Source organism: Mesorhizobium sp. 2RAF21, assembly GCF_052115345.1.
Lineage (GTDB): Bacteria > Pseudomonadota > Alphaproteobacteria > Rhizobiales > Rhizobiaceae > Mesorhizobium > Mesorhizobium terrae.
Genome location: NZ_JBFRGM010000003.1, coordinates 315,051 through 337,426, shown reverse-complemented (window position 1 = coordinate 337,426; position 22,376 = coordinate 315,051). Strand labels below are relative to the sequence as shown.

Genomic DNA, 22,376 nt, shown 5'->3' with positions numbered 1-22,376 from the left:
GAACTGGATGCGGCCCCTCTACTTGCGGGGCCGCATTTTCTATTGCGGGAAAGGGCAGGCCAATGATGCCCGACCGCCGTCCCGACACCGCCCGCTCGCAAACCCGGGGACCCGCCTGCGCAAGGCGCCTCAGATCCTCATCGTTCAGTCCGAGCAGCCAGTCAATCTGAGCAGAATTCAGGCCGCCGAGGTCTACCGCGCACCGGACACCCGGGTCCTCGGCGGCAGCATATTGATGAACGGCATGACCGAGGTCAGAAGAGACGGCTGCGTCAGCTGCGGCTTCGCGCTCATATGCATCTGAGTACTCCTCTCTGACCTCATCCGGAGGCAGCGCCTGCGGAGGCATTGGCATAGACGGACCGCCCCTGCCGAAAAGACGGGCGATCCGGTCCAACATCGTTGCGACACCCGACATGGCAGCCCGTACCGCCATCAAAACCAGTGTAAGAATCCTGCGCATCGCCCCCTCCTGATACTGCTGTCAACAATTGCGAAGGCCAAAGAACGGCCATATTCAAATTGTTGACAATGGTCTCACGGCCGCTAGCAAGCTTCCATCAAAAATATTTTCGCACGAAATTTGTTTACCATTGTATGAGCGGCGGACATATTTGCGTCATCCAGAAAAGTCATTTGGAAGAATCTTTGAAATCGCTCTTGTAATGATCGTCATGACAACAAATACTCCTTGCATCGGACAGCGCAATCAAGCGGCTGTCCGACGGACAGGAGAAAGACAGTGAGCACCATTTTCCGCGCATACAGCAGGCACGGCGGCAACCTCTTTTACGAGGCGAACAGCTTTCAAGGCATTCTCGACGAACACATCGGGATCGCCGGCGACAACAACATCCTTGAATAGGTCGATGCCGCCCAGCAGGCCGATTTTATCGTTTTTGAGGTCGATGCGGCAGCTAAAGATGCCGAATTCAGCATCCACATCGACTGGATCGACCTTCCGAAGGGTGTGCGCCGCATCGGGCACTACAAGGACGTCTGTGACGTCCTGGAGGACCTCGCGCCGTAATGAGCGTCGAAAGTGAGGGAGAACGATGATGTTGGATAAAGCAAGAAACCCGGCGATCTGCCGACGCACTAATAAGCTTGCCCGGCAAGTCGCTGTTTGGGAATTCGACGAGGCCTTCGGCGATTTGGATATTCCAAAGTTTGCCGAGGATTTCCGTCCGGCCGTCCGCTTCTCAACGCGTCAAGAAATCAGGGATCACTACGTCGATGTCGTAAGCGTGTTGAAACGGTACGCTCGCTGGGATTCCCATCGCATTGCGGACTATATCGGGGTCAGCCGGCAGACGTCGTATCAATACGGTTTCCAGCCGACCGCTCGCGGCGCCCGCGTGATCCCGGGCGATAAGTTGGACAAGCTGCGGGATGCCGCGACGGCGGCAATTTACGAAGACCTGAAGACTACCTTCGCGCCGGGGGTGACTGCGGAAATGCGGACCTGGCAGGTGTTCGTGGGGATGAACTTGGAGCTCGAGACTTTCAGTCGTCTGTACGGCGAATCCCAAGCTGCCCGGCTAGGTGGCGTTTGCGTGCCGCACGATTGCAATGCTAAGCCGAATGCCCAGCTTTCGGACGAAGACGAACTCTGCGTCGAATGGCTGCGGTGGCGGCACGCCGGTCACATCGCCAAAAGCGAAGCTGTGCACGTCGCTGGGGTTGACCAGTACTTGGAGGGCCGCGTCGGTTGCGAGGGGATTCCTTGGCGCATTGTTCCGACCGCGTACCAGGTCGCAGCACTTCGGGACATCCACCATCGGCGGGAGGGCCGCAATGCGTAGAACGCCCTCCCAGCCCCGAACGAAGTCGCTTCCGATGACCGGGGAGCGGCCAACCTTGGAACGCCGCTCCTCCGACGTGCTGCAATTCCGGGAGCGCGCGGATGGCAGCATTCAGATAATACGAATTCCGGGATTCACGCTGACGAATCCAAATGGTCCTTTCCGGCCCGGCAGCGTGCTCGAGGGGTCGCCGGAGGAAGCGGCTCTCAGGAAGGAGTACGGCCTATAGCCACATTCTGCCACTTCTAGCCGGCTTGGGCGCGATGGAACACAAGCTAGGCACGTCAAGATACCCTGGCCGGGAGTGGCCATTCGGAGCTGATGAACGATATGGCAAGGCCGTTGTTTCGCGCGGATCTGTCTTTCGGGGAATGGTGCCAAACTGCGTCAGCTGCGCCTTGCAGATTTCTTGCAGGCCTTGATAGGAGTTGGCCTGCTTCTCGCCCGATCGATATGTCAAGGGCGGCAGCCGTTCATCCGTCGAGTCGTATGGTTCGGACTTCGAGATCCTTCTTGCCCTGCCCGCATTCGACGACCACCTTTTGCCCGTCCACAAGTCCACGGAGCCCTGAACGGGTCAACGCGGTCGCGTGAACGAAAATGTCCGGGTCGCCGTTAGACGGCGCGATGAAGCCGAACCCCTTTTCGGAATTGTACCATTTGACGGTCCCCTCGGTTTTCAACTCCGGGTCGGTCCCGGCGGCAATCGCTCCGCGTCGGCCCCCATGCGAAGGAGACTTCAAAACGGCCTCGCCGATCTCCAGCACCTGCGCGACCTGACGCCCCTTCGGCATCTCTTCGATCGTCACCTTGAGGCGCGTACCCTCGGCGACCTCGCGGCTTCCGGCAGCCTCCAGCGCGCGCATGTGCATATACGCCTCGGAACCGTCAGCGAGTTTGACGAAGCCAAAGCCTTTGGTGGAATTGAACCAAAGGACCTCGGCATCGGCGGGCTCAGCGACGATAGGAGGCGGGCGCTGGAAGTAGCTCGGTTCAGGCGTTCGTTCTGAAAAGCCACCGTCTTCATCATGATGCCGATGCCGGCGTTGGTCGCGATGGTCCCTGTACTTGCTCATGGTCTTCTCGATTGATCGGCCGGATGCGTTCGGCCACCCGCCAGCATCGGTTCCTTCCGGGACGGGTTTGCGCCAACTTGAAGTGCCACTATCCGGCGCATTTTGCCAGCCCTGACGTCACTCGCACGATTGCCTGATGATCGCGTGCGCTGGCCTCACGCGCATAACCGCCACTCCGGTTATAGGACGCGACATCCGCCGCAACCGCAGCGAAGATGAGGCACAACGGAACGCTCGCCCGCTCCACCGGCACGCAAGCGCACAGCTACTGTGAAACCGTCCGAATGTTGCGGCTGCGCTACAGCCGTTCGGTCGAGGGTGCATTAGGAAATGCTTGTGTGGGGTTCCTGGGTCGGGCGGACCATCTGGGAAAGGGGCGCACAGAAAAGCCCGTCGGCTTCGGCTGACGGGCTTTTTCCTCTCCGTCCGGCTAAGCCGCCAGGGCCGCTTGAACAGCGTCGAAAAAGCGACGGACTTCAGTGCGCGCATCGTTGGCGCTCTGGCCACGTTCGATCGCGACGGAAAGCAGATGCGTAGCCGTCTCCCGCCAGAGCTTAGCCGCCTTGTCGCTGGGGAGTCGAGCGATCGCGTTTGCCACGGTTCGAATGGCTGGAAGCTCGCGGCTAATTGGGAAGGCATGCACTGACATGAAAGGGGTGACCCGAAATGTTTCGCGTCAACCTACCGCTCGAAAGGAAACAGACGTTTAAGCACCGCACCAGACGCGAGGCCTCGGGTGAGCCCCAAAAAGCAGACGAATGCGCATTCAGATCAGCCTAGGGTGGCGGCTAGCGCTTGCCAGGAGGCAACGTCGCTGACGCGTCGATCACCTCGCCGTCTTCTTTCAAGAAGCGGCCGATTGCAGGATTGGGCAGTATTTCGAGGACAGCCTCCGATGGGCGGCACAGCTTCACGCCCTTCGGGGTGACGACGATCGGTCGGTTGATGAGGATCGGGTGAGCCATCATGAAGTCCAGCAGATCGTCATCCGACCATTTCGGGTTTCCGAGATCAAGGTCGGCGTAGGGCGTGCCTTTCTCCCGAAGGAGGTTGCGCACGGAAATCCCCATTGCGGCGATCAACTCTTTCAGGCGATTGCGGCTCGGCGGGGTCTTGAGGTACTCGATGACGGTCGGTTCCTCTCCGCTCGCGCGGATCATGGCGAGCGTGTTGCGCGATGTCCCGCAGTCGGGGTTGTGGTAGATCGTGACCGTCATGGCGTGGCTTCCGTTGAGAGAATGCCGCCGACAGGTTCTGGCTTCAGCAGCCAACCCATGAGCGACGCGGCGAGCGCCGCGCCAAGGAGTTCGGCGATGACGAAGGCCGGCAGGTCAAGCGGCCGTATGCCGGAGAACGTGTTTGTAAGGCTGCGGGCGAGGGCCACGGCCGGGTTAGCGAACGAGGTCGACGCCGTGAACCAGTAGGCGGCCGTAATGTAGAGGCCGACCAGCCAGGGAACGGCCTTCCGTTCGAACCGGACACCAGCGAGAATGACGGCGACCAGGCCGAACGTCGCGACGGTTTCAGAAAGCCATTGAGCCGGCCCGCTGCGTTGCTTTCCCGCGATCTCGAGGATGGGGAGCGTAAACATCGTGTGCGCGACCATCGTGCCTACGATGCCGCCGACGAACTGGCCGCCGAGGTAGGCCGGAAGGTCACGGGCCGGGAGCGTCCTGTTCAGGAAGAACACCATCGAAACCGCCGGGTTGAAATGGGCGCCGGAGATCGGGCCAAGGGTCGTGATCAGCACGATCAGGATTGCCCCAGTGGCGATCGTGTTGCCGAGCAGGGCGAGAGCGGTGTCGTGCGTCAGGCTGTCAGCCATGATGCCTGAGCCCACGACAGTCGCCACGAGAAGGGCCGTTCCTAGGAATTCGGCGGCTACTCGCCGTGGCAAATCATAGGCAGTCATCAGCTTGCCCCTATGCCTTTGACAGGCGCGCAGCACGAGGCGGCCAGCGCCGACGCGCAGATCTCCGGGCGACCCGAGCAGCAATCCTCCATCAAAAACCGGAGGAGTCCCGACAGCGCGTCGAATTCGGCGCTGTAGACGATCGAGCGCGAATCCCGGCGCGTCGTGACGAGACCAGCCCGCTCCAGTTCCTTCAGATGGAAGCTCACGTTGGAAGGCGACACCTCCACCTTTTCGGCGAGCGTGCCGGCTGCGATCCCTTCGGGCCCCTTCGTGACGAGCAGGCGCAGCAGTCGCAGCCGGGTTTCCTGCGACAGGGCGCCGAACGCGATCAGTGCTTGACGTTCATCCATATTTCAACAATCCTAAAAATATTGAAGTGACAATAACGAACATGCTCGCCCCTGACAACTGTTGCGGCAGGCTCCTTCGCCACGAGCCGACTCGTAGTCGTCACATTTGAGGCGTACGGTTGACGGGTCGTCCGCAGAGTGTTCGAGGCAGGCGGACGGTTGAAAGCGAGCAGCATGCTTTCGCCCCTTGTAGGAGGCAAGCATGGCGACGAGTAGGTTCGGTGTCGCGGATGCCAGCGAACTCTCGGTTCTCGGAAGGACCTTCGACGAGTACTGCGCGAAGCACGGCATCTCGCGAGACGATGACCGAGAGCGTATAGCGCTCAGGGTGCTGAGGCTCTTCGGCCGAGGTTTCTGCGATCCAATCCGGCTTTCCGACGAGCTTGAGCGAACCAGCTGGCTCGCTAGTCCTCACAGTCGCAAGCGGGAGCGATTGCCTTAAGGCGGTCGCCAGCTGGAAACGGTGCTGCCAGGCCGATGCCGGATGATCCGGACGACGTCAGCAAGCCCCGAAGGCTGTCCTTCCCGGCCGAACGGGCCTTAATCTGGTTTCGGCCTCGCATCGATGAAAGGCCTCACAAGATCGGTTGCATACTGGACAGCGAGCGGCTCCCCGCAAAAGCGGACTCCCCACGTCCGCTCGTCATCAACGAAGAATACGATCTCGATATCGGACAGGATCTCTTGATCTCGCGCAGTTGCGAATGCCCGCTCTATACGATCTTTATAAGGCGCTATTATCCGGGCGATATGGCCGTCCCATGCCTCGGCAAGCGGCATTTGGCGGCCTTCAAATTCGATCGTCCACTTCATGATCTTCACTTGCAGCATCGTGGCGCGGATGTCCACGACGATGGCGAAGTTTGCGGCTTGTGCCTAGGCGGCTCGTCCCGGGTCGATCGTGGTCAGGGGTTGGCTCCCTGTCACGATGACGGCTGAACGCTCGACCGGGCGGCGAACTGATGCTCCGCCAGATAGCCCACCAGTCCAGGATGATGGACTGACTTTCTGGCCAGGGCCTCCCGAAGAACGAAGAAGCGATCCCGCCCGGATTTCGCTATCTGCTCCGATGTCACGGAGTTCAACGCCAGGAATAGGTGCACGACGGAGCTCTCGGGGGTCGCCGTCGACCACAGAACGGCCTCCAGTGCCTTGCCTTCCGCGTCGGAGACTTGCAATCCAGCATCTTCGAGCATGGTCGCTATCAGCGAGGACCGACATGTATGCTTCTCTGCGGCTGGCTTCTGCTCCGCGTCATCCCGGCACTCTAACATCGGTCGGTTCCTCCTCTGCGCCGGTTCGATTTCGATGCTCTTCTCGATCGCAGCCTGCCGCAATCCCCTCGACATGCGAATGACGCGGCGCAAGTCATCTCGAATTTAGTGGCCATCGAAATGCGCGTCCTTGCAATCGCCAATCATAGCGCGATCGCTTCGGCCCATTAACCGTTTTTCCGGTTATCGGCCGAGGTGACCATGGGTATTTGCAGGGAGGCGGTGCCTTACACCGAAGGGCTGTCAGGGGCCTAGTCCGCTGCGTCGGCATTGTCGGTAGCTCGAGCTGTCCGAAGGCATGCCGGAGTAAAGCTCATTGACACATGCTATCCCGGCGCGCGCGATCAGCAGGCGAAGAAGGGATCTGATCGTGACTGTAAAAATCGAATGGCTAACGGCGCTAGCAACGCTTATGTGGATTCGCGAACGTTTCTGGAGGTCAACGATGAAGTCCGATTTCTCGCGGTCAGTACTGCCCCCATGTCCGCCAGAGGTGGCTGATATACTCGACGCTCGGATTGAAGCTGTGAGAAAGGGGAGGCATCTATCGATTTCCGAACACAGAGAGTTGCTCAACGTTTGGAGGGAAGAACACCCAGAACTTTTTCCCGAGTTCTCGCGAGGGCCAATTAAACCATGACGAACCGCCTTCAGAACGGTGTCGTCAATGACTTGGCCCGCATCTATCTACACAATGCAAAGCTGAAGTCACATGATAGAGCGATCGAGATCGAAGACGGGCTTTACGATTTCGCAGATCGTATACGAACTGGAACGGGCGCGGATTTCAGAGGGCGGACTGGCCTGAAAAGCGACGACGGATACATCGTCTTTTTCGTGGAAGCGGAAGACCATGTAGTCGTTTATGCTGTCTATCACGAACGGGAGAACTGGGATGCGTTGGTTCGCGAGCCAGACGCATAAACCAGAAATGCAGCAGTTCACTATGGCTGGAGCAGAGCGCCACCGTATTGCGCCCACAGGCGCTCGCAGTCCCAGCTTCTCAAGCGTGGCGTCCCTGGTTCGCCGTACAGGACGATTGCACCGCGAACGTCGTATCCAAGCACCGACGCGTTCGCGACGAACTGGATGGCCTGTCCCAAGCCGATGGCACCGATCCGGGTTTCGATTTTGCTGGTCAGATCGATTACTCCGTAGATTTCCGCAGCCACCCCTCTTCCGGCCAAAACAGCCGACGAGACCGAATCGTCCAAGGCAAGGAGCATCCCCGAGTCCCCGTAACCAGCACCAGCCTAAACTTCGATGCGAAAAATTGGTTCCCCACTCCTGCGACGAATCTGAAATTTAGCGGCCTTTGGGCGACAGGTTCGCATCCGTTGGCGAAGAGCGCATGAAGTCAGGAATCGTCGCACTGGAAGTCCCGACAAAAAGCGAGATACCTGGGGGCGAGCGTCGGCGCGAAGGTCCATCAGGGTCGTCGCATATGCCAGTGGCTAAGGTCACGATCTTAGCAAAGGCCCCTCCAACGACCGCCGTTCTTTAACCGCAAACCCGGTTATGTCCGAGACCGACAACGAGAATAGGGCAAACCTCCTGCGCGAGCGCTCTCTACCGGATCGCGACTGCATCCCACAGAGTGTCGGACCATGTCGGCAATCAGGCTCAATCAGGGATTGTCATGGCCGCAAGCTCAGTTGTAGGGTGGCGAGCAGGAAGTGAGCATGCGACGGCGAACTGGCATCCCAGTCAGGAAACTCACAATCAGGCCTGCGTCAGGCAAGATGCCAGTCGCGCTTGCCTGCGCCCGTTGCCATCGGCCCTTCTCGGTCATGGTGCTGACGAAGCGGTACGAGTATGTCTGTCCGCTTTGCTTCGATGACGCTGCCTATGAGGTGGGGAGCGCCAGCGGAGCAGCAAGTGGCGTTTCCGATACAGCAGGCGATCTTTCCAGGGTCATGCGCAAGGACCAGATCCGGGACTTCGTTAGCGAGTTGATGGCGATTGGATGTGAGATCACGGCAATTGGACATCGCGGATATGTGTTCGGCGATGCCGATCTTGGCAGCGAGGCGGCCAGGACAAGGGCGCGCGCGATCGCCAGATCATACGGCGAGCGTGACCATCTAAAGCGCGATATCGTCGAATATCTTCGCTCGATCGGCAGGTGCATCGACTTCGACAAACCTCGTGTCGATTGACGGCTAGGAACCGGGCCCGTCCATCCAAGCATTGCAGGAGAAGTGAGCAGCAGCGAGACGGCAAACTCGACTCCTCTATCCAGTGTTTGATCTGGAGCAAAGACGTGCACAGCAGCATGCTATTTGGCTTGCGCGGTGGTTATCGGCAGCCGATCAGACTGCATTTAGCCGCATCTGGATGTCGGATTCTATCAGCGCTATCAAAATGTTAGGCAAGGCACGAAAAGGTGGATTTGAGCTGCGTTTGAACCGACGGACAAGAAGGTCTTGGATTGCGTTTGTCGCAGGCTGTGCGCTTGTCTTCCAGGTTCTGTTCGGCGCGGTCTTGATCGATGCTCGCGCGTCGTCCGTTCAGTTAGATGCGTTCGGCAACGTGATCTGTACTTCTCACGGTGCCGAGACGGAGCCGGACGGCGGCGATCCTTCCAAACAATCTCATCTCCCGGACTGCTGCAACGCTGGATGCTGCATGTCCGCACATGCCGTTCCTGTGCAGGCATACACGGCCGGACTGTTCGTCCCGTTCGCGAAACACAAGGACACGATCCTTCGCGCGGAATCCGAGCGCCCCGCGCCGAGCCGCAAGGGCACTCCGAGCAATCCCCGCGCGCCCCCGCTCGCCGTGTAGCCAGTCGCGAATGCGGGCGCACGCTCGGCTTCGAGGTCAGGTCCCATGATCCTGATCGTTGCGTCCACACGCGCTGGCTGCGGTCACGCGCGATCGGTCGAACCGCTGCGAGCAGGGATCGACGAGCGCCGACGCTACCGACCAGACATCCACGGCTTTCGCGCTATCTCGGAGAATCCGTTCCTCCGAGCGATCCGCCGCTTGCCACCATAGAACCACGGCCTGCGCATCGGGCGCCGACCCTTCCACCAACTCAAACTCAAGGACAAGTCGCATGCATATTCTCAAATCCCTCATTCCCGCTGCAGCTCTCGCGTTCGGAGCGGTCCCGGCATTCGCCCATGTCACGCTGGAGACCAACGAGGCGCCGGTGGCCTCGATCTACAAGGCGGTCTTCCGCGTGCCGCATGGCTGCGCGGGCAAGGCCACCGTCAAGTTCCGCGTCCAGATTCCGGATGGTGTCATCGCGGTCAAGCCGCAGCCAAAGGCCGGTTGGGCGCTCGACAAGGCGAAGGGCGAATACGGCAAGTCTTACGACTACTACGGCACGCCTACGAGCGAAGGCGTGAAGGAAATCTCATGGAGCGGCAGTCTGCCGGACGACGAATACGACGAGTTCGTCGCGCGCGTCTACCTGACCGACGACCTCAAGCCCGGCGCGACGCTCTATTTCCCGGTTGTGCAGGAGTGCGCGGGCGGCACCGCCGAGCGCTGGATCGAGATACCAGAAGCCGGAAAGAGCGCCGATGACTACGAGACGCCGGCGCCTAGCCTGAAGCTCCTGCCTAAGGAATGAGCCAAAGCAGGCGCGCTCTTCCCGAGCGCGCCTGCCACTTGATCTTTTTCCCGGCAGGCCTTCCTCAGCCATTGCGGACAATCAGGGGTGCGGCGTTGCGATTGCGAATATCTCTAGTCAGCTTCACGCGCTTGCCGACGATCACCCATGCTTGGCTGATCGTTTCTGCCTATTCCGACCGACGAAAGACCTCGCCGATGGTCTTGATGACACCCGCATCCTTTACCCGGTAGCCGGGAATTCGCGAGATTGCCTCGTAGAACTCCTGGCCCTGCAATATCTTTAGAATGCGCCTTACGGCTTCCATGCCGAAGGCAACATCGGCCATGTCGGAAGTCACATAGGCCCGCCACGGCGGCGTGCGTATGCTCGATCTGCTCATATCCGTTGATGCCTGCGCCGTCGAGTTGATGCTGGGCAAGCAACAGCTCGAACAACTGACGCGTGTCTGAATCCGAGGCCGAGGAAAATCTCGCGGCGGTGGCGAGCTAAGGGAGCTGTCACTTGGCGAGGCACACGCGCAGGTTCAAAGTCGCTTGCTGTGGTGGGCCGTCGCAGCCTGCCACCAAGCCGCGATCGACTGGCCGTTCGGTTCCAGCCAGAGCGTTTCAGGTGCGAAGGCTTTCCATGCATCGAAGTGCCTGGCTGAAACCGTCGTCAGGAGCGGTTTTCCAGCCTCGACTGCCACCGAGAATACTGGCCATAAGCCTTCCCGCATCGCTTCAAGCTTGCCGAACTTGCTGAGCAGAACAAGGTCGGCATGCTCGATATCGTCGATCACTCCCGCACAGGCGTTCTTCACGCCGCTGGCGTCAAGATGGCAGGTAGTGCCGGTCGGTGGCGCTTCGAGCGCGATCACGTACCGCCTGCCCGATGCAATGTCGCGCAGGAACCCGGCGCTGCATTTTCCGGGAACGTCACCGTCCTCCGCCAAAACGCCAACGACCTTGACGCCCTTCTCGTGCCAACGTGCCGCAGCGCCGGCAAGTAGGGATTGGGTATCCGTCCCTTGGGTGTTGGAAACGACGGCTATGCTGCCTTGCCTGGTCATGCAGTGGATTTTAGCACGTTGCCGCTAAGATCGAAACGCCTTGGCCGTAAGGTGCGATCGGTTCCTTGCGTAAGGGAAATCCGATTCGTAATATCCTTTGGGATATAGCGACGCGCAGTTCGGATCTCGTGCGTCGGCGATACCGACGCGCATTCTCTTCACTCGGAGTTCTCCCATGCTGCCTCCTTCGGCGCACCCGCCCAGCCGTCCGAAGACGCTCGCCGAAGCCAAGGACCACATCGCCTCAATACATCAGCGCGTCACAAGCGTGGAAACGCTCCCCTTGCAGGCTTGCTCCGGCCGTTGCCTGACCCAAGATGTGGTCGCTTCCATCGATATTCCTCCTTACGACGTGGCGGCCATGGACGGCTATGCGGTGCGGTCCGCCGACCTTGACGCAGAAGGGCGGGCTGACCTCCGCGTCATTGGAGAGATCGCAGCGGGCCATCCTAGCTATCGAGAGATCGGCACAGGCGAAGCGGCGCATATCTATACCGGCGCTGTGATCCCTCCCGGGGTCGATCGGATCATTCCCCAGGAACATTGCGTTCGGCGCTCCACACATGTGGCTGTCAGCGCACGCGTTGGAGGAAAGCCCCACATCCGATTGAGCGGCGAAGACATAGTCTCGGGACAAACAGTGCTCAAAGCCGGCACGAAACTCGGTCCAGGCCAGATCTCACTGCTGACAGCGCTAAGGTTTGAGGATGTGATCGTGCAGCGCCGCCTTCGTGTGGCGCTGCTGTCGGTGGGGGACGAACTGGCCGAAACCAGCAGCTCTGTCAAACACGGTGGCATCGTCGACAGCAATCGCCCCATGCTCCGGGGTTGGCTGGAGCAGCTCGGATGCGAAGTGGTTGACCTCGGAATAATTTCGGACGCCTCCGGCTTGCTTCTTCAAGCCTTGGTCGATGCTGCCGCGACCTCGGATCTTATCATCACGAGTGGCGGAGCTTCGGTCGGGCCGGCCGACTACCTCGCACGATTGATCGTCACTCGCGGTTTTCTTGAATTCTGGAAGCTCAACATGCGACCGGGTAAGCCGGTGGGCTTTGGCGATATCGACGATTGCCCCATCCTTGCACTTCCTGGCAATCCGTTCGCCGCTGCAGCCGCCTTCACGATCCTCGGGCGCTTCCTTATCAGCCGCCTTGCGGGCGGCACGGAAACTCCGTCCCTTACTCTGCCGCTGGCACGCGCGGTTTCCAAAGAAGGCAGCCATCTCCAAGTGCTCGCTGGAAAATTAGCCACCGCAGATGCAGGGATGACTACCGTCGAGCCACTCAAGCAACAAGGTTCAGCGAGCATGCTGGCGATTGGTAGCGCCGACGGTTTGATCCTTTTCCCCGAACATCAGCGGCAGTTTGAGATCGGTGAGCCTGTGGAGTTCGTCGCTTTGTGAACCGAACACAGTCACGTTGTCAGCGAGCAGGCAGACGACGGCAGCCGCCCGCATTGCGGCCCAGGTATCGCCTGCACGAGATCCCCGCGACTGTCGGATGTAACGGATCAGGCAAGGCGAATGCTCTGGACTTCGAGGCCTTTCTTGCTCTGCCGACATTCGACAAGAACCTTTTGTCCCTCGGCAAGGCCGCTGAGGCCGATCGGGCCAGCGCGGTCGCATGAACGAAGATGTCCCTGTCGCCGTTAACGGGCGCGATAAAGCCAAACCCTTTGTCGGGGTTGTACCATTTGACCGTTCCCTCGCTTTCCAGTTGTTGACCGCTTCCGGCGACAGCCGCTCTGCTGCCGCCGCGGTGTGGGGGAACTCCCGGAACGGCCTCGCCGATTTCCAGCACCTGCGCGATCTGGCTTCCTCTAGGGGTTTCTTCAACCCTGACCTTGAGGCGCGTTCCTTCGGAGACGTCGCGGCTGCCGGCGGCTTCCAGAACGCGCACGTGCAGGTAGACTTCGGCGCCATCCTCGAGCTTGACGAAGCCAAAACCCTTGCTGGCGTTGAACCAGATCACCTCAGCGTCGACGGGATCCACCGCGACGACGGGCGGGCGCTGAAATAGCTCGGTTCAGAACTCCCTTCTGGAAAGCGGTCGGTTTCGTCGTTACTCCGACGCCGACTCTGATCGCGATGGTCTTTATATTTGGCCATGGTCTTCTCGAATGATCCGCAGGTGCACTAGAACCCCGCCAGGGCAGCCTATGCCGGACGAGCCCCGAGAGCACCGCCAAGTATGGCATCGCCCCGCTGCTGGACGATGACAGTGATCTTCCGACCGCCTGCAGCAGTTGTGTAGCGACAAAGATAGCTTCCGCGGGCGGGTCACGTCGACTGGTCACGCGGAATTACTGCAGCCCGAAATTTGCTCATACATCGTATAGATGTATCTAAAGGACATGGACACGTTTACGCCCGAGCAGCGCAGTCGGATCATGAGCGCCGTGCGGCAGAAGAACACCAAGCCGGAGATGGCGGTGCGCCGACTCCTCCACGCGATGGGCTATCGGTACCGTCTTCATGCGGCCGAACTGCCCGGCAAGCCCGACATCGTCTTCCGGAGGCGACGGAAGGCGCTCTTCGTTCACGGCTGTTTCTGGCACGGCCACGATTGCGCCAAAGGACATCGCCCTGCCAGCCGAAAGGAATACTGGGACGCGAAGATCGGCTGCAACGTCGCGCGAGACCTCGACCGGATCGAGAGGCTCCGGGCGGACGGCTGGGACGTGCTGGTAATATGGGAATGCGAGTCGCTCAAACGCGACGCGGAGGCCCTGTCCGCCCGATTGCGATCCTTTCTCGGATAGCGGGGCGTATCGAGGACTCGAGTGTGAATACAGTTCCGTCGCTGATTGCAATTTGGAATCCTTGCGCAATCGTCGCCGCCCGCGGACGTCGTCAGCCGACCCAGATCGATCCGTGACTACCCGGTATCCGTGCTTCTCTGCGACAGGCCCTGCTCGGCTTGGCCCAGCATTCCACATTCGCCGGATTCCCTAGGCGGGGCTCGATATTGACGCTCATCTGGATCCGGATCGACCGCAAGCCAGCACACGCAGGCGCTGTAGCGCTAGATCAAGGGCAGCGACCGGAACATGTCTCGCAACTCGTCATCGGTTGCCGGGAATTCCCAGAGTTCGTTTAGGGACGAGCCTCCGTTGAAGCCGAAGCCGCGATCATCGCTTTCATCGTCCGGTCGATCGAACTCGGCGAGCAGCTCGTTGATTTGCGACAACGGCGCGTAAAACGACAAGCCGTATTTCTTCGACAAATCTTCAAGTCCGTCTTTGAGTTCCGACAGTTCAGTCTCGCCTGAGCAATCGGAAACTTCGTCGAAAGCCCCATTGTCACGGTATTGCACCAGGGCCGCGGACACGGCTGCCTCATCTGGACCGGCCCATGCAGTAGACTTCTCGGCGTATCCGAGAAGGCGATCCCATTCGTAGTGGCGCGCGAACTGGAGGCATTCCAGAATTCTGTCCAACAACGCCCGATGCATTCCCTCTCCCCCTTGGGCACGAGCCCAGGGCGCCCCGTCCAGGACCTCGATCACGCCGATGATCGCATTGATGTCGGTGACGCCGTACTGCTCGCTCTGGAGAAACTGGAAAGCTGAAGCGGCCAACTGCCATACCTTCGCACTGCGGCTCTCGTCCGCCCATCTGAGCAACCAGCTCAGGCGATGCTCAGGCGTCAAATCGACAAGCGTACCTTGTCGGCCAACAACAGTTTTCGTCCATCGGAGATGTTGGCCCGGGATCGTTCGGCTTAAGGCAGCGAGATACCTTTTGTTCTCGGAAGAGACCTTCGCGAGCAATACGGGCGCGTTCCGCTCGACAGCGAAGTCGCGGAGTTCTTGAAGCTGACGAAAGCGGATTGCACCCGCGATGACGTCGTCAGCGTAGTCATCGTCCCCCGACAATACGAGATTCATGAAATCCCGTATCGACGGGTTCAGGAAATCGATCCCGTAGGGTCCGATGGAAATGAACGAACCCTCCAGTTCCTGGATCGACCGACGAAACTCGTGCGCCCCTGTCCTGAAGTTGTACTTGCGTGAATTGTGACCGTGGATGCCGTCCCAAGCCGGTCGAAGATCCAGCGCGTCGACGTGTCGGCCGAGCGAGGCGAGCGTCAGCAAGAGCGATCGGGCGGCATCGGAGATTTGGTGCTCGAACGCATATCGCCAAATCGCCTCTGGGGAATCAAGCAGCGCCCTGACGTGAGATCGATAGCCCTCGATAGGGACTTGGCGAACGCGGGCGTAGCCGCCCACATGCCGCACTATCCCCTCGATCAGGCATTCGAGGACGATCTCCCGGAAGAGCTGGCTCCTTACCTACGGTCATGGCGCGATACCTACAGCGGCCATCCCTCGCCGAAGTGGTGACACGGCTGCGTCACGGGCATCAGTTTGCCCTTCGAGTATCAGTGATCAGGCATGGGGCGATTGCTGTCGTGTACAGCACGACGCCCGCGCTTACAGCGAAAACCGTGCTGATCGGCTAACCGAAAATCCGGTTACGCGCGCCCGAGTTCAGAAACCATCCCGGGACCCGGAACGGTTCGATATTCCATTCAGGTCAGATCGTCCGCCATCTAAGCCATTCGGCTTCGAGAACCCCCACTCGGGAGAATGCCACGCCGATGTCGTGAGCGATGCGCTGTGCGTGGCTGGGTTTCAGCTGCGCAATCCACTCCAGCGAAACGTCCTTGTCTTTTCTCCGGTAGTAGTATCGACCGTTCTTCAAGGCTGCCGCGACCGTCTTCGTCGCGGAAGCCTTGAAGTCACCGATCCACATTCGGTCGCGCGGCTTTCCGTGACTGTAGAGTTCCAGATGACCTTCGGTTCCTGGCAACTCCACGACTATGCCTTTCGAGCCTTTTACAGGCTCGGTTCGCAATCGCCAGAACGGGAAACGGAAGGTCGCACCTGCAGCGCCGTTGAGACGGATGCCGTCGCACAGCGGCATCAGACATACTGAATATTCGATTTCCTGCCCCACCGTGCTCCGTACGATCGTTCCAAAACACAGGTCGCGACGCGTTCCGTATTGCGTTCGGGTGTTGTAGAGGCTCGCGAGCTTGAGGTGGGCCGTTTTGGTCTGATCGACAGCATCGTGAAGTTGGTCGATCTGTTTCTTCTCGATCTTGACGTCGTCCCTTACGCCGCCGCCGCCCTCCTTCAGGAAGCGGGTCGCGAACACGCCTGCCGCCGGCTTGACCTTATTAGGCTTCGCGGTCCAATCCAGCGTGAGTTTGAAGCCGTCAGCCATTTCTGCAACAAGCTTATTGGCATCTTCCGTCTTGAGCCGAGCGGTATCGGTCATGACCGCAAGCGCTTCTTCCGCAAGCAGTTCCGGTATCTGCTCGAAAGCTTCGTCATCGGGATAGACGGTTCCGCGGTGCACTAGGAACGCTCGCGTCAGGGACAGCCAACCCTTCGTCGAAGGCTGCCAGGCGGCGGTCATTGCTTCGTCCCCAGTGTCGAAATCATCCAGCCGCTCGCCGGAATTCAGGCGGAAAAGCCCGATCTCCGGCAGGCCGACGCGCGCTTCCACCGACATCCGCACCTGCCCGACGACCGCGCCGAGCGCATTCGCCACGTCGGCGTGCTCGGCGATGCGGCAGTCAATGACGATCAGGGGCGGCAAACCGGCATAGTGGAGCGATGCCGAGGCTGCTGCCCGCTCGCGCAGCCCTTTATCGCGACCGGACGGAGGGAAACCAGGCGTGCCTGCCAGATCGATCCTGGGGCCGCCGCATGGCCGAAACCAGCAGGTGGAAAGTGGCGGCAGTCAATAGAACCTGGAACCGCCGCCACGATTGTGGAAGGGCTAGCGCCGTCGTCCGGCTCCAGCCGCCTTGGCGCCAAGTTCCGACACCGTGGCCGCTTCCTGAATTTTCCTGTCCTTGTCCTGCTTCGGCTTGCGGGCTTCTCGATTGCCGTTTCTCTTGGCCATTTCCGGTTTCCTTCGTGCATGGTTGAGCAGTCCGCCGAAGCGGACACGCAACGCTCAGAATTTGAGTCGATAGGAAGCTCCCTGGCCTGACGGAATTGATCCGCGAGGCCAGGGCTAGCGGCCTGTCTTGGGCCGCTTCCGGAAGGGAAGTCCGTGTGTTGGAATCCTGTTCACAGACACATCATGGCCAGGCTGCTCTCGAAGTCAAATGGATGGAATGCCGCACGGTGCCGCGTGGTCGCTTGCTGCGTTGCGCCCGAGTATCGCCAGCGCATGGCACTGCCAGCGTCCGAAGGCCGCACCCGGTCCCAACCCGTTGAATGGACTGCGTCGAATGGCCATATCCGGAGCATGGTTATCCCGGGCAGTCGCAAGAAATACCTGGTCGTCTTGGCGTCCCTCCTGACGCATTCGTAGCCCGAGCGGCTCGAACGCTTCGTTCGCCGTCTCGGGAACCTTCACCAACAATCAGACAGACCGGCACGGCGCTGCTTCCTAGCGATGCGGCGAGCGTCGAAGAAGCGCGCCCGGTGCCTTCCGTCAAGTCCATTCACCGACGGCCATGTGGAACGCCGCGTGGAACGGGCCTGGCAAACGAAAGGAGGACGACATGTCCATATCCAAGCATTCCTCGAATACGGTTCGACGGCAGGCTTCTGCGCTTCGGCAACCGCGAGCCACCGTCGCGCTACTGTTCCTGAGGGCGATTCAACGCTGGCAACGCAACCGTGCCATGGCCGCGCTTGAGGGCCTGGACGATAGGATCCTTGAAGATATCGGGGTAGCGCGAAACGAAATCCCGCAGTTGGCGGAAAGCTTCTTTAGGCCGTCGGAACATGGAAGATGGAGCTCCGTCGCAGGCCATCCGCCAATCGATCGTCAATTTCAGCGACATGTCTAGCAAGGGCAGCAGCTATGGACACGACAACACGAACAATTGTCGCGGTGGGTCTTTTCGCCCTGATGCTCGTCGCTTTCCTGGCGATCTGAACCTCGCGTTCGGCTTGGAGGGGACCGGCGTCGCTTTCAGAGACGAGGCTTGATCGGCTAGGTAGGTATCATGTGCATGGAGACTTTCGTCAGAATTTCGAGGCTTGCAGGGCAAGGACGGATCCTTTCCCGGAGCAGACCCTCGATCCCTCGATTCCGCACGTAATCCTGCTCCGGGACCTCCCAAAACCTGCGGTTCATTCTGCGGCCCTTGGCGGGCCCGCATCGATGGAGCGTTACATGAGAGTTTCCCGTTCGAGGCGCATATGCCTTTCCTGCGGCCGGTCATTGCCAAGAGCAGCCACCCGGTGCCCTTGGTGCATCGCCTCCGTAGTCGTGCCGGCCGGGCTGGCGGATCACCCGCCGCCGCGCCGCTCGCCCGCCGCCCGCGTCGCGTCAGGTGATGCTATGAACCCCGTGTTGAACTTGCCGTTTCAACGCCCCGCCGCGGCGAGCATCGCATCCGTCCGGACTGCCGCTCATCAGCCCGGACGCGATTCCCACGCCGGCTTTTGTGTCCCGGGACGGCCGTCCATCTTGGTGGCTCCGTTGCCGTCGATGAATCACACGGTTCTTGCGGCACATAGCGATGCCGAAAGTGCGCGCTGGGTTCAGGATCATAAGGACAACCAGAATGGCCTCCGAAACGAAGAGACATAACAAGCCGGCTATCACCATGGCTCGCTCCGCACATGAACGGCTGACCCGGCTGGCGGAAACCTGTTCGGCGAGAAATCCCGATGCCGCCGACGATCTGCTGGCTGAACTCGACCGCGCGCGGATCGTGGCGGACGACAGGATCGCGGACGATGTCGTCCGCATGGGGCCAGCCTGCGTTTCACGACCCACCTCGGCGAAGACAGGCGCGCAGTACTTGTATTCCCTGGCGGACATCGCGGAAGGGAAAATCTCGGTCCTGACGCCTGTCGGCGCAGCGCCGATCGGCCTTCGAGCCGTGCAGTCGATTCAATGGACCGCGCGCGACGGACGCGTGCATCGGCTGACCGTCCAAAGCGTAGGCGTGCCACTGCAGCCTCGCCCGGCAGCAATCCCTGTCGAACTGCAGCCAGCATGATCATGCACGCGCGATACGGTCGCCTCTCAAGAAGCATGGGAGGCTGCCTCCTCGCAGGATCGTAGCCCCTGCGCCGCCCAGCGCGGCCAGGGGTCCTCTCTGATTGAACTCAATTATCCGCCTGCGCGCGGACCAAGGGAGAACTGCGATGTCCTACGAGACCTGCACACTCACGACCAAAGACTTCACGATCATCCAGGCGATGCACGACAGCGGCCTCGCACGCGACGACAGGATTGCGCCGATCCTCAAGAGAAAGATCGATTCCGCGCACGTCATGTTCCGCGACGATATCCCCGACAATGTCGCCACCCTGGGCAGCCGGGTCGATTTCATGGTCGACGGACAAACCCCTGAAAGGCAGATCCTTTCCCAGGACCGGATGACCTCGGCCATGGGGACGCTCTTGCCGATCACAACTTTGCGCGGGCTGGCGCTCCTCGGACTCTCGGAAGGCCAGGAATTCTCGTTCCTGGGGGTCGACGGATACCAAGAGCGGGTCCGGCTTGTCAGGGTGCTTTACCAACCGGAGGCCGCCAGCCGCAAAATGGCCCTGACGGAGAAGCCGCCAGTCTCGTCCAAGGGAAGATCGATGCTGAACGTCATCCTCCGCGCCTTCCGCGAACCGCCGCCCGAAATGGCACCCAAAGCCCCGATGAAGCCGGGGGCCTGACCATGGACGGCAAGGAGAAAGGCGCTTCGCCAGAGGACATCCGCCACGCCTTGAGGGGCTGGGCATTTTTCTTCGTTCTGATGACTGCTATCTTTGGCGTGGCTTACGCTCTCGTCGAAATGTGAGATCGGGCCCGCAAAAAATGGCTCGCCTCTTCTGGAGCGAGCCATTGAGGGAGCCGGGCAATCGTGATGAACCCCTCAATTCCCTGGCGTGAAGAAGGCGAAGCGGGAGCCAACGCAGGCGATTGGTTAGTCTAGATGACGAGATCGGGGTTCGCGGATCCGCCTAAACAACAAGGAAACGTTGATGGAGGCGTTCCATGCTGTCAATGGCAGGGCCAGCTCGCTTTACCCTCGCGTGGACCACGCCATCCTCATGGCAGCGATAGCGGAACAGCGTCCGGAGAAAGCTGGCATCGCCAGGGGACACCGCGTGATAGGCCGAGCGCCGTAGAGCTTCGACATTCCCATAAGTTCCAGCACTTCGGGTGCGTTCATAGCGAGCGCAGGCGGCGATCGGCTTGCGAGACAGCCTCAGCGCCAAGGGGATGGAAAGGATCGTGCCCGGCATGGGGTCGCGGCTGCGGGCCAGGGTGTTGAGGATCACCGCCGCCAATCAGCCGCCGATGCGCCTACGCTTTTGTCCGTTATCGATATAGACAACAACTGCTATCAGGATGCCCTCTACGACCATTTCCCAAAAAGGATCGATGCCCAGCAGGTTGGCGCCGTTTCCGATGGTTGTAAACAGAAGGGCGCCGATGAAGGTGCCAAGGACCGTACCGCGCCCGCCAAACAGGCTGCCGCCGCCGACAACCACCGCCGCGATCGCTTCCAACTCATAGCCGGTCGCCGCGGTGGGGGTGCCCATCGATAGCCGCGACACGAGCAGAATGCCGCCAATCGCCGCGAACATCGCCGAAAGGCAGTAGGCGACAATGGTGACAGCTGTGACGTTGATGCCGACGCGTCGTGCCGACTCGATGTTGCTGCCGATGGCATACATGTAGCGACCAAGACGTGTGTAGCGCAGCATTATGTGCGAGCACAGGCCGATCCCCACCATGATTAGGAACAGAGTTGGCATCCCGAAGGCCGAGGCGTTGGCGACCTCCGAGACCGAATTGGGGATTCCGGCAATAGTCATGCCGCCCGACAGCAGCAGGGCAAGGCCGCGAAACGCCTGTAGGCCAGCGAGCGTTACGATGAAGGGCGGAATTCCCATACGGTCCGAGGCCAGCGCGTTGATAGTGCCGACGACGATTCCTAGAAGCAGGGCAAGCGCCATTGAGACCAGGATCGGTTCGCCACCCGAAAGCATCATGGCAAAAGCGATTCCCGTTAGACCAGCGACCGACCCCACCGAGAGATCGATGCCCGCCATAACTATCGTGAACAATTCCCCGAAGGCCACGATCGCGGCGATGGAGACCTGCCGCAGAATGTTAGTGATGTTGTCGGACGTCCAGAAATAGGGAGAGAACACAGCCAGGACCACCCACGCCATCGCCACCAGCCCAGCGACATAGGTTTCAACCGGCAAGTGACGGCGCAGTCCGGCCAACGACCGCGTCATTTCCTTGGCACCGCTTTGCGATGACAACTCAGCACCTCTTCTAACCGAGGCCATTGGACGGCGATCCGCTGCGAGCGGATCGCCGCAGACTTTACATGCCTAGGAACGGCGTGAGTTTGTACTTGGACGGATCCAGCAGTCCGGCCATGGCGGAGCTGTCGATGTTCGCCTTGGTCACCACATGCACACCGGAGTCGACATATTTCGGCAGAGCCACGCCGTGCGCTGCTTCAAGCGCATACCATACGCCGGCGTAGCCCATCATGTACGGGTCCTGCACGATCAAGCCGTCCGTGACCCCGCTCCTCAGGAAGTTCAGTTCCTGGGACGAAGTATCGAACGACACCAGGCATACCTTGCTTGCCTTGCCCTTCTCGTTCACTGCCGTCCCGGCGCCGTCGCCTTCGAGTTCGTTGTCGGCGAAAATGCCGACGATATCGGGATTCTTGGTGAGGATATCCTCTGAATCGGCGAGAGCCTTACTTGCATCGTTGTTGCCGACACGGTGGTCGACGATCTTCATGTCGGGATATTTCTTCAGCTGCTCGACAAAGCCCTTGTCGCGGTCGTTCAGCGATTGGGCCCCGGCCAGCGCAGTCAGATAAGCGACGGTGCCCGCCGCTTTGCCCGTACGGGCCTTGACGCATGACGCGATCTCGTCAGCGGCCTTCTCGCCTCCCGTGACATTGTTGGTTGCAAGGAATGTGACGTATTTGTCCGTCTGCGCCGAAGAGTCGATCATGATGACCGGGATGCCTGCTGCGGTCGCTTTCTCGATCGGCGCGGCCAGGGCTACCGCGTTCGTCGCCGCGATCACGATGGCAGTCGGATGCTTGGCAATGGCATTCTCGGTGATAGTCACTTCCTGCGCGACATCGGTTTCGGCGGGCGCGCCCAGCGTGTCGATCTTTATGCCCAGCGCCTTGGCTGCTGCGCGGGCGCCGTCGAAGACCGTCGCCCAGTATTGGGACGTCGATGCTTTGACGATCACTTCGATGCGGGAATCCGAGAAATTGGCGGCTTGGGCACCAAAGGGCACCGAACTTAAGGCCACGGCGGTGGCTAGGCTCAACAACTGCTTCTTTTTCAT

Annotated in this window: 30 protein-coding genes; 12 read left to right on the top strand and 18 right to left on the bottom strand. The window is 60.2% G+C overall.

Annotated elements, in window-relative coordinates; genetic code table 11:
- The first annotated feature begins 7 nt into the window (after positions 1-7).
- A complete protein-coding gene (locus tag AB4136_RS06855; protein WP_441930810.1) occupies positions 8-304 on the top strand; it encodes a hypothetical protein in 297 nt (98 codons plus the stop codon).
- A 405-nt stretch (positions 305-709) separates the two neighbouring features.
- Here the strand turns inward: AB4136_RS06855 and AB4136_RS06850 are convergent, their stop codons facing one another.
- Positions 710-988 carry a hypothetical protein gene (locus AB4136_RS06850; RefSeq protein WP_441930808.1) on the bottom strand — a complete coding sequence of 93 codons (279 nt, stop codon included), beginning with the start codon at positions 986-988 and terminating at the stop codon, positions 710-712.
- A 67-nt stretch (positions 989-1,055) separates the two neighbouring features.
- Between AB4136_RS06850 and AB4136_RS06845 the strand changes: the two genes are divergently transcribed.
- Positions 1,056-1,805, top strand: coding sequence for a hypothetical protein (locus AB4136_RS06845; protein ID WP_441930806.1), 750 nt, complete (start codon positions 1,056-1,058; stop codon positions 1,803-1,805).
- Positions 1,806-2,278: 473 nt separating this feature from the next.
- On the opposite strand, the gene AB4136_RS06840 is transcribed toward AB4136_RS06845, so the two are convergent.
- From AB4136_RS06840 to AB4136_RS06810, 7 genes are all read right to left on the bottom strand, one after another.
- Positions 2,279-2,770, bottom strand: a complete 492-nt coding sequence (locus AB4136_RS06840; RefSeq protein WP_441930963.1) for a cold-shock protein — start codon at positions 2,768-2,770, stop codon at positions 2,279-2,281.
- Between the two features lie 541 nt (positions 2,771-3,311).
- On the bottom strand, positions 3,312-3,530 hold the full coding sequence (locus AB4136_RS06835) for a DUF6074 family protein (RefSeq protein WP_441930804.1): 219 nt from the start codon (positions 3,528-3,530) through the stop codon (positions 3,312-3,314).
- 139 nt (positions 3,531-3,669) lie between these two features.
- Positions 3,670-4,098 (bottom strand): arsenate reductase (glutaredoxin), encoded by a 429-nt coding sequence (gene arsC / locus AB4136_RS06830; protein ID WP_441930802.1) that lies wholly within the window; start codon positions 4,096-4,098, stop codon positions 3,670-3,672.
- Entirely contained in the window at positions 4,095-4,793 is a 699-nt protein-coding gene (locus AB4136_RS06825) for an aquaporin (RefSeq protein WP_441930800.1), read from the bottom strand. Before AB4136_RS06825 ends, arsC begins: the two co-directional genes overlap by 4 nt.
- Complete coding sequence (locus AB4136_RS06820; RefSeq protein WP_441930797.1) at positions 4,793-5,146, bottom strand: ArsR/SmtB family transcription factor; 354 nt, start codon at positions 5,144-5,146, stop codon at positions 4,793-4,795. The genes AB4136_RS06825 and AB4136_RS06820 overlap by 1 nt, the downstream gene beginning before the upstream one ends.
- Positions 5,147-5,686: 540 nt before the next feature.
- On the bottom strand, positions 5,687-5,977 hold the full coding sequence (locus AB4136_RS06815; protein WP_441930795.1) for a hypothetical protein: 291 nt from the start codon (positions 5,975-5,977) through the stop codon (positions 5,687-5,689).
- 92 nt (positions 5,978-6,069) lie between these two features.
- Positions 6,070-6,513 (bottom strand): hypothetical protein, encoded by a 444-nt coding sequence (locus tag AB4136_RS06810; protein ID WP_441930793.1) that lies wholly within the window; start codon positions 6,511-6,513, stop codon positions 6,070-6,072.
- A 543-nt stretch (positions 6,514-7,056) separates the two neighbouring features.
- On the opposite strand from AB4136_RS06810, the gene AB4136_RS06805 reads away from it, so the two are divergent.
- Positions 7,057-7,344, top strand: coding sequence for a type II toxin-antitoxin system RelE/ParE family toxin (locus tag AB4136_RS06805; protein ID WP_441930791.1), 288 nt, complete (start codon positions 7,057-7,059; stop codon positions 7,342-7,344).
- A gap of 20 nt (positions 7,345-7,364) precedes the next feature.
- Here the strand turns inward: AB4136_RS06805 and AB4136_RS06800 are convergent, their stop codons facing one another.
- On the bottom strand, positions 7,365-7,634 hold the full coding sequence (locus AB4136_RS06800) for a hypothetical protein (protein ID WP_441930789.1): 270 nt from the start codon (positions 7,632-7,634) through the stop codon (positions 7,365-7,367).
- A 576-nt stretch (positions 7,635-8,210) separates the two neighbouring features.
- On the opposite strand from AB4136_RS06800, the gene AB4136_RS06795 reads away from it, so the two are divergent.
- From AB4136_RS06795 to AB4136_RS06785, 3 genes are all read left to right on the top strand, one after another.
- On the top strand, positions 8,211-8,579 hold the full coding sequence (locus tag AB4136_RS06795; RefSeq protein WP_441930787.1) for a hypothetical protein: 369 nt from the start codon (positions 8,211-8,213) through the stop codon (positions 8,577-8,579).
- 82 nt (positions 8,580-8,661) lie between these two features.
- Positions 8,662-9,207 carry a DUF2946 family protein gene (locus tag AB4136_RS06790; protein ID WP_441930785.1) on the top strand — a complete coding sequence of 182 codons (546 nt, stop codon included), beginning with the start codon at positions 8,662-8,664 and terminating at the stop codon, positions 9,205-9,207.
- Positions 9,208-9,481: 274 nt separating this feature from the next.
- Positions 9,482-10,003 carry a YcnI family copper-binding membrane protein gene (locus AB4136_RS06785; protein ID WP_441930783.1) on the top strand — a complete coding sequence of 174 codons (522 nt, stop codon included), beginning with the start codon at positions 9,482-9,484 and terminating at the stop codon, positions 10,001-10,003.
- A 169-nt stretch (positions 10,004-10,172) separates the two neighbouring features.
- Here AB4136_RS06785 and AB4136_RS06780 read toward each other — a convergent pair whose 3' ends face one another.
- Together AB4136_RS06780 and AB4136_RS06775 are read right to left on the bottom strand one after the other, a co-directional pair.
- Positions 10,173-10,385 (bottom strand): hypothetical protein, encoded by a 213-nt coding sequence (locus tag AB4136_RS06780; protein ID WP_441930970.1) that lies wholly within the window; start codon positions 10,383-10,385, stop codon positions 10,173-10,175.
- A 144-nt stretch (positions 10,386-10,529) separates the two neighbouring features.
- Positions 10,530-11,054: a DUF2478 domain-containing protein gene (locus tag AB4136_RS06775; RefSeq protein ID WP_441930781.1), complete on the bottom strand. Its 525-nt coding sequence runs from the start codon at positions 11,052-11,054 to the stop codon at positions 10,530-10,532.
- Between the two features lie 175 nt (positions 11,055-11,229).
- Between AB4136_RS06775 and AB4136_RS06770 the strand changes: the two genes are divergently transcribed.
- On the top strand, positions 11,230-12,456 hold the full coding sequence (locus tag AB4136_RS06770; RefSeq protein WP_441930779.1) for a molybdopterin molybdotransferase MoeA: 1,227 nt from the start codon (positions 11,230-11,232) through the stop codon (positions 12,454-12,456).
- Between the two features lie 19 nt (positions 12,457-12,475).
- Here the strand turns inward: AB4136_RS06770 and AB4136_RS06765 are convergent, their stop codons facing one another.
- Complete coding sequence (locus AB4136_RS06765) at positions 12,476-13,024, bottom strand: cold-shock protein (protein ID WP_441930777.1); 549 nt, start codon at positions 13,022-13,024, stop codon at positions 12,476-12,478.
- Positions 13,025-13,406: 382 nt separating this feature from the next.
- Between AB4136_RS06765 and AB4136_RS06760 the strand changes: the two genes are divergently transcribed.
- On the top strand, positions 13,407-13,814 hold the full coding sequence (locus AB4136_RS06760) for a very short patch repair endonuclease (protein WP_441930775.1): 408 nt from the start codon (positions 13,407-13,409) through the stop codon (positions 13,812-13,814).
- A gap of 263 nt (positions 13,815-14,077) precedes the next feature.
- Here the strand turns inward: AB4136_RS06760 and AB4136_RS06755 are convergent, their stop codons facing one another.
- The 3 genes from AB4136_RS06755 to AB4136_RS06745 form a co-directional block, all read right to left on the bottom strand.
- On the bottom strand, positions 14,078-15,283 hold the full coding sequence (locus tag AB4136_RS06755; RefSeq protein ID WP_441930773.1) for a hypothetical protein: 1,206 nt from the start codon (positions 15,281-15,283) through the stop codon (positions 14,078-14,080).
- Between the two features lie 307 nt (positions 15,284-15,590).
- Complete coding sequence (locus AB4136_RS06750; protein WP_441930771.1) at positions 15,591-16,661, bottom strand: hypothetical protein; 1,071 nt, start codon at positions 16,659-16,661, stop codon at positions 15,591-15,593.
- A 183-nt stretch (positions 16,662-16,844) separates the two neighbouring features.
- On the bottom strand, positions 16,845-16,970 hold the full coding sequence (locus AB4136_RS06745; RefSeq protein WP_280177797.1) for a hypothetical protein: 126 nt from the start codon (positions 16,968-16,970) through the stop codon (positions 16,845-16,847).
- A gap of 562 nt (positions 16,971-17,532) precedes the next feature.
- On the opposite strand from AB4136_RS06745, the gene AB4136_RS06740 reads away from it, so the two are divergent.
- From AB4136_RS06740 to AB4136_RS06725, 4 genes are all read left to right on the top strand, one after another.
- Complete coding sequence (locus AB4136_RS06740; protein ID WP_441930768.1) at positions 17,533-17,871, top strand: DUF1127 domain-containing protein; 339 nt, start codon at positions 17,533-17,535, stop codon at positions 17,869-17,871.
- 765 nt (positions 17,872-18,636) lie between these two features.
- Positions 18,637-19,035, top strand: a complete 399-nt coding sequence (locus AB4136_RS06735; protein ID WP_441930766.1) for a nucleoside diphosphate kinase regulator — start codon at positions 18,637-18,639, stop codon at positions 19,033-19,035.
- Positions 19,036-19,183: 148 nt separating this feature from the next.
- On the top strand, positions 19,184-19,708 hold the full coding sequence (locus AB4136_RS06730; RefSeq protein ID WP_441930764.1) for a nucleoside-diphosphate kinase: 525 nt from the start codon (positions 19,184-19,186) through the stop codon (positions 19,706-19,708).
- A gap of 2 nt (positions 19,709-19,710) precedes the next feature.
- The gene (locus tag AB4136_RS06725; protein ID WP_441930762.1) at positions 19,711-19,833 is read left to right on the top strand and encodes a hypothetical protein; all 123 of its coding nucleotides are present in this window, start codon (positions 19,711-19,713) and stop codon (positions 19,831-19,833) included.
- A gap of 163 nt (positions 19,834-19,996) precedes the next feature.
- Here the strand turns inward: AB4136_RS06725 and AB4136_RS06720 are convergent, their stop codons facing one another.
- The 3 genes from AB4136_RS06720 to AB4136_RS06710 all read right to left on the bottom strand — a co-directional run bounded on the left by AB4136_RS06720 (position 19,997) and on the right by AB4136_RS06710 (position 22,376).
- Entirely contained in the window at positions 19,997-20,326 is a 330-nt protein-coding gene (locus tag AB4136_RS06720) for a hypothetical protein (RefSeq protein WP_441930760.1), read from the bottom strand.
- Complete coding sequence (locus tag AB4136_RS06715; RefSeq protein ID WP_441930758.1) at positions 20,327-21,274, bottom strand: ABC transporter permease; 948 nt, start codon at positions 21,272-21,274, stop codon at positions 20,327-20,329.
- Positions 21,275-21,377: 103 nt separating this feature from the next.
- A complete protein-coding gene (locus AB4136_RS06710) occupies positions 21,378-22,376 on the bottom strand; it encodes an ABC transporter substrate-binding protein (protein ID WP_441930756.1) in 999 nt (332 codons plus the stop codon).